Raw genomic sequence first — 17,303 nt, forward strand, 5'->3', positions numbered from 1 at the left:
GCTTAAGCAAATTTACCACCAAATAGCGATAGCTTCGGGCATAAATTTAAAGCCTAAAGTGCCTCCTCACCTCGCTCAACCGTACGTATACGCACAACCTCATCAAGCGGCGTGATAAATATCTTGCCGTCTCCGACCTCCCCTGTATACGCAGCACTTAAAATAGTGCGCACAACCTCATCAACAGCACCATCAGCCACGGCTATTTCTACCTTTATCTTTGGCACAAAATCGACCTCATACTCACTGCCACGATAATTTTCAGTATGTCCCTTTTGCCTACCAAAGCCCTTAACCTCGCTAACCGTAATACTCCGTACTCCAAGCTTCATGAGTGCCTCTCGCACGGCGTCTAGCTTAAATGGCTGAAAAATCGCGCTTATTAGCTTCATCTATTCTCCTTTTTCCTACCATTTGTTTGAAATAGTAGTAAATTCAAAATCGATTTTAACTAAATTTAAATTTATAATAAAATTAAACAAAAAGTAAAATTTAGCGTAATACTTCAATGATAAAAATTTAAAAAGCTTTTAAAAAAACGAGTAAATAATGAGATAACACTAAGACGAACCTAGAATAAAAACTGGGCTTTAAAAAAGCAAGCTAGCTTTTAATACCGCTATAAAGCCAAATATGGGGAGGGGATAAAGCTATCAAATTTATAAAATAAACACTGCAAAAAAGTCGGCATAGTCAGTCAAAACCCAACTAAACATCTCTAAAGCCAACCAACCAAAAATAGCTAACTTTAAATTGGCTCTGTTTTAAAAAGTATTTTTTAAAGCTTAATTTGGTTTTGGTAAACCAGTAGTGCGTATATGAGTGGCTTAGCAGGGCAACTGCTTGCTGTGCGTGGATAAAGCGAAAGCAAAGCTTCTTTAGAAAACGAGCGAAGCGAAGTTTCTAAGCTAGCGAAGCGGAACTGGATGTTGGCGAGTATATCGCAAAGCGATACGAGCCGCAAAAAGTAGTCGTCGTCCTAAGTCCTACGGACTTAAGGGCCCTTCACAGATTTTTGCGCTGAGTTTTTATGAAGTGCTAAAAATCGTGCCAACCTTGTATAACAAGGGCGGTAATGCCAAAAGCCACTAGCACGAATTAGGGGTGCTGTGCTTGCTTTAGTGTCTACTAAGGAGAAATACTTTTTTAAAACAGAGCTTTTAAATTTAATCACTACAAAACATAGCAAAATAGCACTATGAAAACAAAATTAACCCACAAAAGATAGAGTTAAAGCTAACCACCTAGGGGCAATCCGCCCCCAAGCGTGAGCCAGCAGGTGCTAGCAGTGGGGGCTTAGCCCCCATACATCAGGCTAGGTAGCCAGAGTGAGATCTCTGGGACGTAGGTGATTAGGATTAGTCCTATGCCTAGAGTTACCGCCCACGGCAGGGTGTAAAAGATTATCTTTTTAAGCTCGATGCCAGTTAGCCCGCTAGCGACGAATAAATTTAGCCCAACAGGCGGCGTAACCATACCTATTTCCATATTTACCATCATAATGATACCAAAGTGTATCGGATCTACGCCTAGGCTCGTAGCTATCGGCAGCAGCAGTGGCACCATTATCATTATCACACTGCTTGGCTCCATAAACTGCCCCATTATAAAAAGCAGGATATTTACGCAGATTAAAAAGCCGATTTTGCCGATGTCAAGGTCTAGTAAAAACGACGAAATCTGCTGCGGAATCTGCTCGCTCGTAAGCAAGTAGGCAAACACAACGGCGTTTGCGATGATGAAAAATATCATAGCCGTGGTAAGAGCTGAGTCAAGGCAGATAGCATAAAGGTCTCGCACTTTAATGTCCTTATAGACAAAAAGCGAGATAAATAGCGCATATATCGCACTAGCGGCTGCGGCTTCTGTTGGGGTAAATATGCCACCATAAATTCCGCCAATAACCACGACAATGATTAAGAGAGCCCAAAACGAGCGTAAAAATGTCCGCCCACGCTCGCCCCAGCTAGCTGGCGTGCTGGCTTTAAAGCCAAGGCGTCTAGCGCCCACGTAGGTCTGTAGCAGCATCATAGAGCCTAGCATTAGCCCTGGGATGACGCCCGCCATAAAGAGCTTGCCTATGCTAACCTCAGCCGTAACGCCATAAACAATCATCACAACTGAAGGCGGTATGAGTATGCCTAGGCTTCCTGCTGTCGTTATCGCACCCACGGCGTAGCTAGGCGGGTAGTTTGCCTGCTTAATAGCCGCAAACATAACAGAGCCAATCGCCACAACGGTCGCTGGCGAGCTGCCACTAACGGCTGCAAAGATAATGCACGCAAATATCGCACTCATAGGCAAGCCCCCTGGCAAATGCCCCACCATCGCACGTGCAAAATCAATTATACGAGCCGCCGAGCCGCCCTTGCTTAGCAAATTCCCAGCCAAAATAAACATAGGTATCGCCATTAGCGAGAAGTGATTAATCCCGTCAAAAATGATCTGCGGCACGCTAGTAACGTCAATGTCGGTAAAGAAAATGATAGTAAGCAGCGTGCTAGCGCCAAGGCTAACAGCCACAGGCACACCCACAAGCATAAGCACAAAAAGTGAGATAAATAAAAATGCTATCGTCATCGCTAATCCCTTTGCACCGCTTCGCTTACTAGCTCTTCGACTTCGGCCTTGCCTATGGTTTTGGCTGGAGTTTTGGCTACTTGGATTATCTTTTCGCCACTTCTATAAGCCGCTAAGAAAAAGGCGATAGGCAGCACGAGCATAGGCACCCACTGCGGCACACCCAAATCCACACTCATAAATTCAAGCTCGTGAAGCACGAGTAGATACTCAAAGCCATAATACGCCAAAAACAGTAAAAACGCAGTCGAAACCACGCTAGAAAAGATAAAGCAAGTCTTTGCGATTAGGGGGGTGAATTTTTCTATGAGTATGGTTACGCTTACGTGTATGCCGCGGTTAAACCCATACGCCGCACCGAAAAATGCCGACCAGATGAATAGGTAATTCGTCGCTTCGCCTGCCCAGCTAAAGCCGCTGTTAAAGCAGTAGCGTAGCACTACATTAATAAATGCAAGCAGAGTGCCTGCTGCGATACCGATAACGGCGATGTTTTTATTCACCGCCGCTATGCCTAAGTCTAAAATCTGAAAAAATTTAAACACTTACTTTGCGTCCTTTGTCTTTTTGATTAAATCCTCGCCAATCACACCATAAAACTCTGGGTAAATTCCGCTCATAACGTCCTCCCAAGCCTTGCGCTGTGCTTCATTTAGCTCATAAATTTTAAGCTTGCCAGTCTTGTCGGCGTAGTCTTTTAGGGCGGCAAGTATAGCACTGTTTTCCTTATCTGTTTCTTGTCTTTCTAGCTGGGTGGCTTCTTTTATCGCCTGTTTTACATTCTCTTTTAACTCATCTGGTAGCTTTTTCCAAAACTTATCGCTAATTATGACTAAATAGCCCAGATAGCCGTGGTTTGAAAGCGTTAGCGAGCTTTGCACTTCGTAGAATTTGGAGTTGTAAAAATTTGAAAGCGGATTTTCCGTCGCATCGACTACGCCTTGCTGAAGAGCCGAATACACTTCAGAAAATGGCAGTATCTGCGGATTGCCGCCGACTGCTTTGATTTGGGCTTCAAGCACCTTTGAGCTTTGAATGCGGTATTTATGTCCCTTTGCGTCCTCTGGGGTTATAATAGGTGTGGTACTAGAGCTAAAGTCCTTTAGCCCTGCGTCCCAGTAATCAAGCGCGACAAAGCCCTTTTTCTCAACAAGCCCTTTTAAAATCTCACCTGGCTCGCCATCTGCTACTGCTCTGACGTGAGCTAAATCACGAAAGATAAACGGCAGATCAAATAGCTGAAATTGCGGCACGATAGGGGTAAATTTAGCCAGACTTGGCGCTGCCATTTGCACGTTATTTAGCTTAAGTGCAGCAAAGACCCTATCATCGCCCATTAGTTGAGCCGATGGGAAAACCTGCACCTTTATGCGCCCATTGCTTAGCTCCTCAACTCTTTTTGCAAAAAAGTCCGCCGCCTTGCCTTTTGGCGTGCTAGACGCGACCACGTGGGGGAATTTGATATTATATACCTTATCAGCTGCAAATGCGCCAACTGCAAGCGCACAGCTTAAAATAGTAGCAAGTAGTTTCATTTTAACTCCTTTAAATTTATTTATTTTTTAACTCAAACAGCTTTTGTTGTAATAAAGCCTAAGATAATCACCAAAACTGCGCACCTTATCGCAGGATTTACGCTATCACAAGAGCCTAATAATCAGCTTTGCCCAAAGTAATCTGGGCTTAAAGCCCAGACTCATTTATAAGTAAAGCAATGACGCCAATAACCCCTAATAAAAAGCGCCTTTAACCATAATACGTTGTATGGCTTTGATTATTATAGAATAAAAATAGAAATTTTGACCTATTTTATGTTACACATAGTTACAAAAAATTTCATTTATGTGTAAATTTGAAACTAAACTCATCTAGTCTTAAAATTCTAAAGGACAATATCACTCTTATTAAGAATTAAGTTAAAAAAGGGTAGTATAATATTTAAAATTTAAATTTTTCTTAAAGGATAAAAAATGTTTAAACTACGTGAGCTTCCATTTGACGCTGCCGCAAACGCCGTCGTAAGCAAAGAGACCTGTGATTATCACCACGGCAAGCACCACGCCACATATGTAAATAACCTAAACAACCTAACTGCCGAGGGCGAGTGGGCTGGCAAGGGACTATACGATATGCTAGTGGGCGCAAAGGCTGGCGTGTATAACAACGCCGCTCAGGTGTATAACCACGACTTTTACTGGGACTGCATCGCTAAAAAAAGCGCAATGTCTGCCGAGCTTGAGGCTGCGCTAAAGGCTGAGTTTAAGGACTTTAAAGCTGAGTTTTTAGCCGCAGCTACTACGCTATTTGGCTCTGGCTGGGCGTGGCTAGTCTATAACCCAGCAAACGGCAAGCTAGAAATCGTGCAGACTTCAAACGCCGCCACACCAGTAACTGAGGACAAGGTGCCACTTCTTGTAACTGACGTGTGGGAGCACGCTTATTACGTTGATTATCGCAACGCACGCCCAAGCTATCTTGAAAAATTCTGGGACGGGATAAACTGGGAGTTTGTATCAGCTGCTTATGAGTGGGCGAAAAAAGAGGGGCTAGGCTCTGTTAAGTGGTACATCGACGAAGTCCATCCTGAAGCGAAGTAATTTTGCTTTTATCCAGCTAGCTAAGCCTAGCTGGATAGTTTTTAACACCTTATTTACATAATAAATTTACACACTCTTAACCCAAGAAAATCTCACTAGCATGCGCCTTTGCTAGCTTTAAATTCCAAAAGCCCCCTTAGCGGTACCATTATTTAGGATTTTGTCTGCGTATATGCACGCCCTATCAGCAGGACAGCGGGCTAAGCTAAAGTCTAATTAGCCCAGCCAAACCAGAAAACCACACATCAATGGCTAGCATGGGCGATTAAAATATAGTCAGCAAAAACGCAGTCGCAGTCGCTTAAAGCCCAGCCAAAGTAAAACTCAAGTAGGCCTATAGCTTGCGATACAGGCCATAAAGCCAGACTTTGCCTGCCAATACTCCACTAGATTTACGCCAAGCTTTGCAAAGCTCTAAAGCCCCCCCCCACAATCTCAGCAAAACCAAAAGCTACCGATGTCAAGCAAGACTGCAAAGCGGTTTAAATTTGCGATAACAAAAGCACAATCAAAGCCATTTTTGGGCTTAGAGTGCCCTGCGTACTATGATAAAAGCTCGTCTCTATACATCTGCCCCCACTGCTCAAGCACGTCTAAAACTGGCTTTAGACTCTCTCCAAGCGGCGTGAGCGAGTACTCCACCTTTGGCGGTATGACAGGGTAGGCTTTGCGGTTTATAAGCCACATTTGCTGCATAAATGACAGCTGTTGGCTTAGCATTTTTGATGATACGCCATTAAGTGAAGCAAAAAGATCTTTAAAGCGGAGAGTGCCATGAGAAAGACGCTCTAAAATCAGCACCACCCATTTATTTGACAATACACTAAGAGCTAGCTCTACATTGCAAGGCGGTAGGCTCTGTTTGTCTAAATTTTTCACTATTTGTCCTTTAAATTTAAAAATATAAATTTATAAAAGCGCTATTTTATCATAATTTTGACTTTTTCACTATCTACTTACTTTTTAGTAATTACTTTACAAAAGAAAGTAAAAAAGCTATAATTTCGCAAAACCAAATTTAAAAGGATAAAAATGAAAATAGCAGTACTAGCAGCAAATGGAAACGCTGGAAAGATGATAGTCAAAGAAGCGCTTGAAGCTGGACATAGCGTGAGCGCATTTGTAAGGAGAAAATTCGAAGGCGATGCGCGCGCAAACGTCGTAATAAAGGACAATTTAGAGCTTACGAGCGATGATTTGGTGGGCTTTGATGCAGTCATAGATGCCTACGGCGTGTGGGATAATGTAGATGAGTTCGTTCGTGAGGGCGAAGTGGTGCTAGAAGCAGTGCGAAAAAGTGGCGCGAGAGTCGTATTTGTCGGTGGTGCTGGCTCGTCTATGGTGGGAGATGAGTACCTGGTAGATACGGCTGATTTTCCAGCTGAGTATAGGCCTTTAGCCAGTGCGCACCTGCAAAGAGCAAAGGCCATCACAAAGGATACTGCGAGTAGATGGAGCCTATTTTTACCTGCTGCGGAGTTTGACCTAGAAGGTAGGCTCGGCGAGTATGAGATAGATGCTTCAGGCGCGCTTAAGCTAAACAGCAAGGGCGAGAGCTACATAAGCTACGCCACCTACGCAAAGGCGCTAATCAACGAGGTACTAAAGCCACACTACCTGCATAAAATAATAATGGCAACGCAAGAAAGCTAATGGTGCGACCTGCATAGAGGCGCAACGGCTGGGCTTTGCGCCTACTTTATGATTATTATTAAATGACATTTTTAAAATGTTATTAAAAGCTGTTTATTTGGGCTTTATACTTTTAAAACCGCATAAATTTAAAAGCTTTTGGAACATATTTAGGATAAAAACGGACATTTTGGGATTATAGGGATTTTTTATTTAAATTTTACTACGTTTAAAACGGCAGTAGTATTGCGCACAAATCCCTATTATATTGGTACTTTACTGCAATAACTATAATTTTTATCCACTCTCATTATAAATAGTCTAGACATAATTATTTCCTGCCCAGCTTTAAAATATTTAGACTTATAAAACTTGGCATAAATTTAAAAGCAAACGCCATAAAAACCGCTTTAGTGAAAAAATGTAAATAAACCATAGACCAAGTCTGACATCACTAATTTGCGCTAGTAGTCTAAGGTATTGCCGCTATTGCTATATAGCGTAGGTGTGTTTTAGCGCTTCGCAAAGCTCGGTATAAAATTTATTTTTGCGGATTGTATCATAGGCAATATGCTTGCCTATGCCCAGTTTTGCCAGGCTTTTATGGATTGAGTGAATTTGCGCCACAAGGTAAAGTAGAAAAGGAGCCTTTAGTAAAATATGACTTCTTTAAAACTGCGACTCTGCCTTGTTTTACGGCTATGCCGACTGCATACGTTTTGTTTTGATAGAAACTTTGCTTTTGCTTAATGGTGCAAAAAGGATAGTTGCCTTGCTAATCCCACTTTGTGGCTTACGTACATTTTTATGTAGCAAATAACTGAAAGAATATATCGACTACAGCATAAATAATGGGCGGCTGATCATATTAAAATTTTGCGTAATTGGCGAGCCTACATACATTTTGTAAAAATCCGCATAGCAAAAAGCCCACATTTGGCTTATCATAAAATAAAAATGAGATAGGCTAAGCCTAGATTATACAAGGCAAAAAAGCTAAAACAGAAGATAAATTTAAACCCCAAAGCCTAAAAACTACTCAAGCGACTTTGGTTCATCGTAGTAATAGCCCTGAAGCTCGTCTATACCCATGCTAGCGACAATATCTGAAACCTGCTCTGAATGGACAAACTCCGCTATGGTTTTTATATTTAGCTGCTTAGCAAAGCTTACCATAAGCCCAACCACACGGCGACTATCCTCGGACTGGTCTATATTTTTTATCATTGAACCATCAATCTTGACAAAGTCCGCTTTTAGGCGCATTAAGTACTCAAAATTTGAATACCCCGTACCAAAATCATCTACTGCAATGCTACAACCATAACTATGCATCTCATCGATAAACTCAACTACCTCTTTAAAGTTTTGTATTCCCTCATCCTCAACTATCTCAAGTGTCAAGCGCGATGCAATACCCTCGTACTCTTTAAATTTGCGACGCAAAAAATCCCTAATCTTACCAGAAACTATATCATCTATCGCAAGATTTACACTAAACTCATCGCTATTTTTAGAGAAAAATTGAAACGCCTTTTCGATGACGATTTCGGTTAGTTTATGATACTGCCCCGAGCGTTTAGCTAGATTTAAGAAGTGGTATGGAGAGACGATTTTGCCGTCCTCATCAATCATACGCATGAGACACTCGTACTTGGCCGGCTTTTTACTTTTATTATCTACAATGGCTTGACGATAGACGACTATCCTATCCTCCTCAATCGCCTTTTTTAAGCTGTGCGTGAGGCGGACATTGCCTATTAGTAGGTCTTTATTATCATCAAAAATCACAGTCGAAGCTCGGCTAAGCTTAGCATAGTCTTTTGCCATTTCAGAGGTGATAAAATAGCTTGGCTCACTAGAAATACCAAATACTAAATCCACATCAAATTTATTCTCATTTATCACGAGTGGATGTAGCCTAAAATGCTCTATAATCCTCTCACAAAACTCGCAAAGCTTATGAGGTGTATACTCCTTATCATGCGCTAATATGGCAAATTGATCGCTATTTAGCTTATAAAGCACAAGCCCAGTACCCATAAACATACGCTCTATAATCCGCCCTATCTGAACTATGACAGCATCACCCATATCAAAGCCGTAATACTCATTTATCTCCTTAAAGCGGCGTACATCAAAGCTTGCCATAGTGCAGCGCGTCTCGCTTTTTGATATGTCATCTATTAAAGATTGCCTATTTGGCAAGCCAGTGAGAGGATCTTGCAGATGGCTTTGGATACGGCGTTCTTGCTCGATTAGGTCTGTTATATCATGACGTATCGTGATATATTCCTCTATCTCACCATCTATACCTAATATCGGTATGATAAAGGCTTTTACATAAAAGGCTCTACCGTTTTTGTCTATATTTTTGATAGTGCCTTGCCAAACGCGCTTTTTAGTTATGGTCTGCCACATCTGCGAGAAAAAGTCATCAGGGACATCTGGGTGGCGTATGATACCATGAGAGCGCCCTATAAGCTCGTCTCTAGAGTAGCCACTAAGCTCGCAGAATTCATCATTAACGAATGTTATCACACCCCTTGCGTCGGTTTTGGTTACTATGGCTGATTCATCTATGGCATTTTTATACTGCTCGAGCAAAAATGTATTGATTTTTCTATTTTCTTCCTCTTTTTGACGCTCTTTTAGTATGACATTTATATCCTCTCCTAGACGCTGAAGCTCCTTAAAGTCAAGCTTGTCGCTAGGTATTAGACTATTTGTATGACTCGCTTTTTTAAATGATTTTTTTAAAAACGCAAATGCTCTATCAAGGCGTTTTTTGATATAAACACTAAAAAACAGAGCGATGAGCAAAACTGCTATAAAATATATAGCCGAGGTAATGCTTCTAAAAATAAATTGATCTTTTATTAAATTTTGCTCCGTGCTGATGGCTATATCGATACTGTCTAAATACGCACCCTTACCTATGACTATTCCAAATACCCCAAGATCTTTAACATAAGCTATCTTTTTGACTACACTACCATCATCTTTAACCCAGTCATATCTTAAAATACCACCATTGTCTTTTTTCATAGTTACTAGATTTTTTATCTTCCAAAAAGCTTCCTGAGCCTCCTTTGGATACTTGTTAAATGCAACAGTATCATCAAAGTCTATAAAATTTGAATAAAGGTACTTTTGCCTATTTTTATCAACAACAAATATATACCTACTTTGATCTCTTGATTGCTCTTTTACAAAATCCCTAAGCGATGATAAAAACTCATTTTCAAATTTTTCCATATCCAAAGAGTAGCCTATAATAATACCTAGCTCGCGCACCTCTATAAACGCCACTCTAATTTGCTTATTGGTCTCATCTTTTAAATTTAAAAAAGATATTTTACCGCTAGATAATCGACTAAGGTAGTCTTCGCTTAATAAAGGCAGATGCAAAAGCGGGTTTAATAAAGCATCACCAGTCATGTCGTAGATATGATATGAGCTTGAGTTTTTAAGCTTTAAAATTTGTTTTATTATGTCTTTGTGCATATTTTCTATATGCTCTTTGGCATTTAGATAGCGCACCGAAATTAAAAGCTGCTGACGGGCTTTTATGAGGGCTTCCTCTATTTCATGATTAAAACTATCATTTGAACTTTTGTATCTAGCTAGTATCGCAGCATAGGCTTCATTTATACCTGCACGTAAAATCGACTCCTCATTTTGTATATTTTGCCTCTCTATAAGACCGAGTCGCTCTTTAAAAGCAGTATAATCATAAAAGAAAATAAAAGTCTGGATAACAACAACAAAAACAAAAGACATAACCACAGATATATAAAATATAAGCTTGGTTAAAGAGATGTCAAATTTCTTTTGCATAACCCTGACCTATTTGATTTTGTCTAATTATATCATAAATCAACTAAAAAGTCCCAAATCCTCGCACTTTATAACAAAACTCTTACGCCCTAGCTCGCCATAACCGTGCTGTTTTATCAAAGATATATGCTCCTTTGTACCGTATCCTTTGTGTTTGGCATAATCATACTGAGGATAAATTTTATCATACAAAATCATCAATCTATCTCTAGTCACCTTAGCCAGTATGCTAGCAGCTGCGACTTGCTTTATCTTACCGTCGGCTTGTATGATAGTCCTTATTCCGCTTGCATAGTCTGCCTTGCCATCAAAGACCAAATCATAATCCCTAAAATAGCTTTTAAAAGCACTTAGTGCAAGCCTCATACATCTTGAAATTCCAAAGCTATCTATATCTTGATTTGAAAAATATATAATGAGATATTTTGAATGTGCTTTTATCTGATTTTCTAAAGCCTCTCTTTTTTTAGCAGAGAGTTTTTTGGAGTCGTCAATCCATTCTATATCATCTAGCAAAACGCAACCAGCCACCACCAAAGGTCCTGCTAAAGCACCTCTGCCAGCCTCATCGATGCCGCAAATATTTAGGTCTAACTCTTGCATTTTTGTATATTTTGTGCAGTTAAAAGGAGGTTAAACCGCCCCATTTTAGAGCGGTTTTTAAATTTATTCAGCTGATACTAGCTCTATTGTAGCCATTTGAGCAGCATCGCCACGGCGAAGACGGGTTTTTACTATTCTAGTATACCCACCATTTCTACCTACATATTTTGGAGCTACTTCGGTAACTAATCTATTTGTACTAGCTTTATCTTGAATGCTAGCAAATACCGCTCTATGAGCATTGCTATCGCCTTTTCTAGCCCTTGTGATAAGCTTTTCTACGTAGCTTCGTAGCTCTTTTGCTTTTGGCAAAGTAGTCTCTATCTTTTCGCTTTTTATAATCGCTATTGCTAGGTTTTTAAGCAACGCGGCACGATGAGATGAGGTTCTGCCTAGTTTTCTATATCCGTGTCCGTGTCTCATTTAATATCCTTCACTCATTTGTGTTTTTTAGATCAGCTATCTTTTTCTTTAGCTGTTCTTTGCTGTCTTTTAAAGCGTCGCCACCAACTGGATAGCCTATCTCTTCCATAACAGCTTTTATCTCATCAAGAGATTTTTTACCAAGATTTTTTAAATCTTTTAGCTCGTTTTCATCCATCAAGGCAAGCTCACCTATGAATTTAACTCCAGCCTTATCAAGACAGTTAAAGCTTCTTGCACTTAAATTTAAATCCTCAACGCTAGCTAGCAACTTTGAATGCTCATTTGACGAAGATGGAGATGGAGTATTTACATCTATATCAAGCACACCCTTAAATACAGACATCTGCTGATACATGGCCTCAAGACTATGTTTAAATGCTTCTATGGCACCCACTTGTCCGTCTGTTGTAATAGTAAAGACAATCTTTTCATAGTCTGGATTATCCTCAACTAGCACGTTTTGTATGTCGTATACCGCTTTTTTAACTGGCGTAAAGAAAGCATCAAGTGCTATATAATCGTTCTCTATATCATCTCTTAAGTCTTCGCTAGGAACATAACCTATACCTTTTTGAATTATGATGTTAAATTTTAATTCAGCATCTTCATTTATCGTGGCTAGGTAGGCACCTGGATTTACAACTTCAACTATATCGTTGTTTAAATCCTCTCCAGTTATCTCTTTAGGTCCCTTAAAACTATACTCAATAATCTCTTTATTTGAGTCATTTTTTAGCTTAAAGCGGATATTTTTTAAATTTATAATAAAAAGCGCAACATCCTCAAGCATACCGCGCATGCTATCAAATTCATGACTTACACCCTCTATCTTTACACCTGTTGGCGCATAGCCTAGTGTGCTAGTATAAAGTAGGCGACGAAGTGGATGAGCTAGCGTTACAGCATAGCCCGTTTCAAACGGGTAAGCTGTAATCTTAGCAACGGTTTCGCTTATTTTTTCAACCTCAATATCAGTCGGCATATAAGCTGATGTAGTAATCTTTCTCATCATTATACCTTCTATTATTTTGAGTAAAGCTCAACTATAAATCTTTCCTCGATAGGAATGATAACCTCTTCTCTTTCTGGATTTCTAGTAAAAATTCCGAATTTCTTATCTTTTTCGACATCAACCCAGCCAACTATGCCTGTTTGTGCAGTTAAATCAATAGCGCGAACTATTTGTGGGTTATTTTTAGATTTTTCAGCTACTTCTATCTTTTGTCCCGGAGCTACTCTATATGACGGTATATCAACACGCTTACCATCTACTAGAATGTGTCCGTGAGTAACTAGCTGACGAGCAAAACGGCGAGTTGTCGCAAAGCCCATTCTATAAACTACGTTATCAAGTCTTTGCTCTAAAAGCTGAATTAGCAAGGCACCAGTGTTGCCATCGCGACGAGCTGCCTCTTGGAAAAGACGGCGGAATTGCTTCTCGCTAACACCATACATAAATTTAGCTTTTTGCTTCTCTCGTAACTGAAGTCCGTATTCACTTATTTTTGCTCTTCTTTGTCCGTGCTGACCTGGCGCATATGGTCTTTTATCTAGCGCAGATTTTCCAGCAAGTCTTCTTTCGCCCTTAAGCGCAAGAGATACGCCAAGACGTCTTTCTAATTTTTCAACAGGTCCTGTATATCTAGCCATATTATTCTCCTAATTTCTCTATCATTCATTAGACGCGGCGGCGTTTTGGTGGGCGGCAGCCATTATGTGGTAATGGAGTAATATCTTTTAAAAATGTTACTCTTATGCCTTCAACTGCACCTACACTTTTTACAGCCGTTTCACGGCCACTGCCTGGACCTTGTACTTTAATGCCAACCTCTTTTATGCCATGCTCTTTTGCTTTATTTAGAGCATCTTCTACTGCTTGTTGAGCTGCATATGGAGTAGATTTTTTGCTACCCTTAAATCCAAGCCCACCAGCACTGCTCCAAGCTATCGCATTTCCCATTTCATCAGTAACGGTAATCATAGTGTTGTTAAATGTCGCACTAATATAAACGATACCTTTGGCTATATTTTTTTTAACAATTTTCTTCTTAGTTACTTTTCTTTTTGCCATTTTCTATCCTTTATTTACTAGCCGCACCGACAGTTTTACGCTTACCTTTTCTAGTTCTAGCGTTTGTCTTTGTTTTTTGTCCGCGTACTGGCAAGCCTTTTCTATGGCGCAAACCTCTGTAGCTACCCAAATCCATAAGAGCCTTAATATCCATAGCAACTTGCTTACGCAAATCACCCTCAACTACGTGATGCTCTTGAATTTCTTTACGGATAGCAGCTGCCTCATCTTCACTTAGCTCATTCACGCGCTTGTCGTATGAGATACCTACAGCGTCAAGGATTTGGCGTGACTTATACAGACCGATTCCGTAGATGTATGTTAAGCCATACTCTATTCTTTTTTTATTTGGTAAATCTACACCTGCAATACGTGCCATACTTTATCCTTGTCTTTGTTTATGTTTTGGATTTTCGCAAATAACGCGAACTATGCCACTACGCTTGACAATTTTGCATTTGTCACACATCTTCTTAACAGAAGGACGAACTTTCATTGCTGTCTCCTAAAAAAATATTCCACTTTTTAAGGGGCTGCATCAGGTTTGTGAAACTCAAACCAACTATTTTCAAAACAAGTGGTGGCTTTGAAAATAATTCTTCATACAGCTTGGTTGCAAAGGGCTGATTGTAGCTAAAACTAGCTTTAGTTTTACTTATAGCGGTAAGTTATACGACCCTTATCAAGGCTATAAGGCGTCAGCTCCACCTTCACTCTATCTCCTGGCATTATCTTTATGTAGTGCATTCGCATCTTGCCAGCTATATGACAGAGTATGACGTGTTTATTATCCAGCTCGACTTTAAAAGTCGCATTTGGAAGCGCTTCTACGACATTGCCATCTATTTCTATAACGTCGTCTTTTGCCATTTTTCTCCTTTCTTTAAGATTTAAATTTATGGTGGCTAGTTTTAACAAGCAACCATAAATTTAAACCGCCAGTGAAGCCGTTGTAACAAAACAAGGACTGTCTGAATGCGAAGTATCGCGTAGCTAGGCGAGGCGCAGGAACGAGTCGTAAGGGAGTTACCGTGTTTGGTAATGACCGCAGCGACTGCGAACTGCAACAAAGCATAGCAAAGCGAGACAAGCTGGCTTTTTTCGCAAGAAATACTAAGTAAGACTACGCCTTGCTAAGTATCTCTGCTTTACCATTAATAACTGCCACACAATGCTCATAATGGCTCGTGCGAAGTCCGTCTTTAGACGTTACTTTCCACCTATCAGTGCCTATTACCGGCGTGCTATCTCGCTGACATATCATAGGCTCTATGCAAAATACCATTCCATTTTTGATTTTTGGCCCAGATTTTGGATTATTACCTTCTAAATAATTAGGTACTTCCGGCTCTTCGTGCGGCTTTTTACCTATGCCATGTCCGCAAAATCCACGAAGTGGCACATATCCACGTGCGGTTATAAATTTCTCAAGCTCGTAGCTAAGCTCTTTAAAATGCATACCGTCTTTTATAATATCAACCGCAAAATATAAAGCATCCTTAGCGCAATCTATAAGCGCTTCATCAGCCTTACTAATCTGCCCCACTCCAAAAGTGCGCGCACTATCTCCGAAATAACCGTTTAAATTAGAGCCTATATCAACGCTTACTATGTCGCCTTCTTTTAAAGTTGTGCTATCTGGTATACCGTGGATTACAGTCTCATTAAGTGAAATGCAAGCTGTATTTGGAAAGCCATAAAGCCCTTTAAAAGCTGGCTTTGCACCTGCTTCAATGATCATTTTCTCACATATAGCGTCAATTTCAAGCAAGCTTATACCTGGCTTTATAATGCTAGCTACATAATCAAGCGTACGGGCGACTATCTGATTTGCCGCCCTAATCTTATCTATCTCGGCTGGTTTTCTAATAGATATCGCCATTATAGTCCCACCGCATTTAAAGTCTGGTATTTATTCATATAAATTTGAGCCTCAATTCGTCTCATAGTATCAAGAGCGACTGAAACAACGATAAGCACACTAGTGCCCCCAAAATAAAATGGTACACCCATAAATTTAACAAGCACCCAAGGAAGTGTAGATATAAGCCCTAAATATATAGAACCACTTAGCGTCAAGCGTCCTGCTACTTCATTTAGATAATTTGCCGTACTCTCTCCTGGGCGTACACCTGGAATAAAGCCCCCTTGACGTTTTAAATTTTCACTAATATCTTTTGTGTTAAACGTAATTGACGCATAAAAGTATGCAAAAAATATCACTAGTAAAAATGTTAAAAAGTTAAACAAATAGCTATTTGGATTTAAAAAATCATGAATAGCCTGAATGTAAGGATTTGTGCTAGCTTGCAAAATCGTACTAGGGAACATAAGTATCGCGCTAGCAAATATAGGCGGAATTACACCGCTTAAGTTTAACTTAATCGGAATATAGTTCATGATACGTTTATTTTGATTTTGCATTAGGGTGTTACGAGAGTAGGAGATAGGTATGCGCCTTTCGCCCATTTCTACGAATATAATAGAGCCTATTGTGGCAAGTATTACAACAAGTATACCAACAACGACTAAGAAATTCATCTCGCCTGTGTTTACAAGGTCTATTGTGCCACCTATTGCGTGTGGGATGCCGCTTACAATACCAGCAAAAATGATAAGGCTAATGCCGTTGCCGATACCGCGCTGAGTTATCTGCTCGCCTATCCACATTAAAAGCATAGTACCAGTAAGCATAGAAAATGCTGCAATAGCGATAAATAAATTTAAATCTATCATTATAGCCTGCTCGCCGCTTCTGCCAGTTAAGCTTTGAAGCCCGATGGATACACCTATGGATTGTATTATCGTGATTAAAATAGTAGCATATCTTATAATTTGCATATATTTTTGCATACCGTCACGCTCTTTTTTCATCTTGCCTAAATTTGGGAAAGTTGCAGCTAGTAATTCCATAATAATAGATGCTGTAATGTAGGGCATAATGCCTAAAGAGATGATAGAAAGTCGCTCGGCGGCGTTTCCGCTAAACATATTAAACAAACCCAAAGCATTATTTGAATTTGAGTTAAAAAATTCACGAATAACATCAACATTAACGCCAGGAACTGGCACATATGCCAGTATCCTGTATGCGAATAAAAATGCCAACGTGATAAAAATCTTGTTAGCTAATTCTTTATTCATTATTTTGATCCGCTGACGGTTACTTTTTCGTCTTTAATCTTATTTAAAAGCTCTTTTGCACTTGCGCCGATTAGCTTTATGCGGCTAACGCTTTTTGAAATTTTATGTACGCTTGCAATACTTTCAAGCGTGATTTCGCTTAGCTCTTTAACCGCTACAATTCTCTCGACATTTATTACGTAAGGTTTTTCAATTTTTGAGCTAAAGCCAACTTTTGGCAAACGTCTTTGAAGTGGTTGTTGTCCGCCCTCAAAGCCACGCTTTTCATTGTAGCCTTTTCTAGCTCGCTGACCTTTGTTTCCTTTGCCAGCTGTCTTACCGTTGCCGCTGCCTTGTCCACGACCTATTCTTTTTGTATTTCTAGTCGAGCCAGCAGCTGGTGTTAGTTTTTCTAATGCCATGTTCTATCC

At 40.1% G+C, this 17,303-nt stretch carries 19 protein-coding genes; 2 read left to right on the top strand and 17 right to left on the bottom strand.

From position 1 onward, the window contains the following. Positions 1-53: 53 nt before the first annotated feature. The 4 genes from LBC_RS08675 to LBC_RS08690 form a co-directional block, all read right to left on the bottom strand. Entirely contained in the window at positions 54-392 is a 339-nt protein-coding gene (locus tag LBC_RS08675) for a P-II family nitrogen regulator (protein ID WP_221254036.1), read from the bottom strand. Between the two features lie 904 nt (positions 393-1,296). Next, entirely contained in the window at positions 1,297-2,580 is a 1,284-nt protein-coding gene (locus LBC_RS08680) for a TRAP transporter large permease (RefSeq protein ID WP_221254037.1), read from the bottom strand. A gap of 2 nt (positions 2,581-2,582) precedes the next feature. Continuing rightward, positions 2,583-3,125: a TRAP transporter small permease gene (locus LBC_RS08685; RefSeq protein ID WP_221254038.1), complete on the bottom strand. Its 543-nt coding sequence runs from the start codon at positions 3,123-3,125 to the stop codon at positions 2,583-2,585. Continuing rightward, a complete protein-coding gene (locus LBC_RS08690; protein ID WP_221254039.1) occupies positions 3,126-4,115 on the bottom strand; it encodes a DctP family TRAP transporter solute-binding subunit in 990 nt (329 codons plus the stop codon). A 435-nt stretch (positions 4,116-4,550) separates the two neighbouring features. On the opposite strand from LBC_RS08690, the gene LBC_RS08695 reads away from it, so the two are divergent. Further along, complete coding sequence (locus tag LBC_RS08695) at positions 4,551-5,177, top strand: superoxide dismutase (protein ID WP_221254040.1); 627 nt, start codon at positions 4,551-4,553, stop codon at positions 5,175-5,177. A 543-nt stretch (positions 5,178-5,720) separates the two neighbouring features. On the opposite strand, the gene LBC_RS08700 is transcribed toward LBC_RS08695, so the two are convergent. After that, positions 5,721-6,056, bottom strand: coding sequence for a helix-turn-helix domain-containing protein (locus LBC_RS08700; protein ID WP_221254041.1), 336 nt, complete (start codon positions 6,054-6,056; stop codon positions 5,721-5,723). 153 nt (positions 6,057-6,209) lie between these two features. Between LBC_RS08700 and LBC_RS08705 the strand changes: the two genes are divergently transcribed. Beyond that, positions 6,210-6,830, top strand: a complete 621-nt coding sequence (locus LBC_RS08705; RefSeq protein ID WP_221254042.1) for an NAD(P)-dependent oxidoreductase — start codon at positions 6,210-6,212, stop codon at positions 6,828-6,830. 1,014 nt (positions 6,831-7,844) lie between these two features. Here LBC_RS08705 and LBC_RS08710 read toward each other — a convergent pair. The 12 genes from LBC_RS08710 to rplO all read right to left on the bottom strand — a co-directional run bounded on the left by LBC_RS08710 (position 7,845) and on the right by rplO (position 17,294). Then, the gene (locus tag LBC_RS08710) at positions 7,845-10,649 is read right to left on the bottom strand and encodes an EAL domain-containing protein (protein ID WP_221254043.1); all 2,805 of its coding nucleotides are present in this window, start codon (positions 10,647-10,649) and stop codon (positions 7,845-7,847) included. Positions 10,650-10,688: 39 nt separating this feature from the next. Next, on the bottom strand, positions 10,689-11,252 hold the full coding sequence (locus LBC_RS08715; protein WP_221254044.1) for a ribonuclease HII: 564 nt from the start codon (positions 11,250-11,252) through the stop codon (positions 10,689-10,691). Positions 11,253-11,315: 63 nt separating this feature from the next. Further along, complete coding sequence (gene rplQ, locus LBC_RS08720; protein WP_221254045.1) at positions 11,316-11,675, bottom strand: 50S ribosomal protein L17; 360 nt, start codon at positions 11,673-11,675, stop codon at positions 11,316-11,318. 10 nt (positions 11,676-11,685) lie between these two features. After that, positions 11,686-12,687 carry a DNA-directed RNA polymerase subunit alpha gene (locus LBC_RS08725; RefSeq protein WP_221254046.1) on the bottom strand — a complete coding sequence of 334 codons (1,002 nt, stop codon included), beginning with the start codon at positions 12,685-12,687 and terminating at the stop codon, positions 11,686-11,688. A 14-nt stretch (positions 12,688-12,701) separates the two neighbouring features. After that, entirely contained in the window at positions 12,702-13,328 is a 627-nt protein-coding gene (rpsD, locus tag LBC_RS08730) for a 30S ribosomal protein S4 (protein ID WP_221254047.1), read from the bottom strand. Positions 13,329-13,356: 28 nt separating this feature from the next. Next, complete coding sequence (gene rpsK, locus LBC_RS08735) at positions 13,357-13,749, bottom strand: 30S ribosomal protein S11 (RefSeq protein WP_221254048.1); 393 nt, start codon at positions 13,747-13,749, stop codon at positions 13,357-13,359. Between the two features lie 10 nt (positions 13,750-13,759). Then, positions 13,760-14,128, bottom strand: coding sequence for a 30S ribosomal protein S13 (rpsM, locus tag LBC_RS08740; RefSeq protein WP_221254049.1), 369 nt, complete (start codon positions 14,126-14,128; stop codon positions 13,760-13,762). Between the two features lie 3 nt (positions 14,129-14,131). Further along, positions 14,132-14,245, bottom strand: a complete 114-nt coding sequence (gene rpmJ, locus LBC_RS08745) for a 50S ribosomal protein L36 (protein WP_169938237.1) — start codon at positions 14,243-14,245, stop codon at positions 14,132-14,134. Between the two features lie 155 nt (positions 14,246-14,400). Beyond that, positions 14,401-14,619 (bottom strand): translation initiation factor IF-1, encoded by a 219-nt coding sequence (infA, locus tag LBC_RS08750; protein ID WP_009649712.1) that lies wholly within the window; start codon positions 14,617-14,619, stop codon positions 14,401-14,403. 253 nt (positions 14,620-14,872) lie between these two features. Further along, positions 14,873-15,631, bottom strand: a complete 759-nt coding sequence (gene map / locus LBC_RS08755) for a type I methionyl aminopeptidase (RefSeq protein WP_221254050.1) — start codon at positions 15,629-15,631, stop codon at positions 14,873-14,875. Beyond that, on the bottom strand, positions 15,631-16,893 hold the full coding sequence (gene secY, locus LBC_RS08760; protein WP_221254051.1) for a preprotein translocase subunit SecY: 1,263 nt from the start codon (positions 16,891-16,893) through the stop codon (positions 15,631-15,633). Before secY ends, map begins: the two co-directional genes overlap by 1 nt. Beyond that, a complete protein-coding gene (gene rplO / locus LBC_RS08765) occupies positions 16,893-17,294 on the bottom strand; it encodes a 50S ribosomal protein L15 (RefSeq protein WP_221254052.1) in 402 nt (133 codons plus the stop codon). Before rplO ends, secY begins: the two co-directional genes overlap by 1 nt. Between the last annotated feature and the right edge of the window lie 9 nt (positions 17,295-17,303).

It is taken from the genome of Campylobacter sp. 19-13652 (genome assembly GCF_019702925.1).
GTDB lineage: Bacteria > Campylobacterota > Campylobacteria > Campylobacterales > Campylobacteraceae > Campylobacter_A.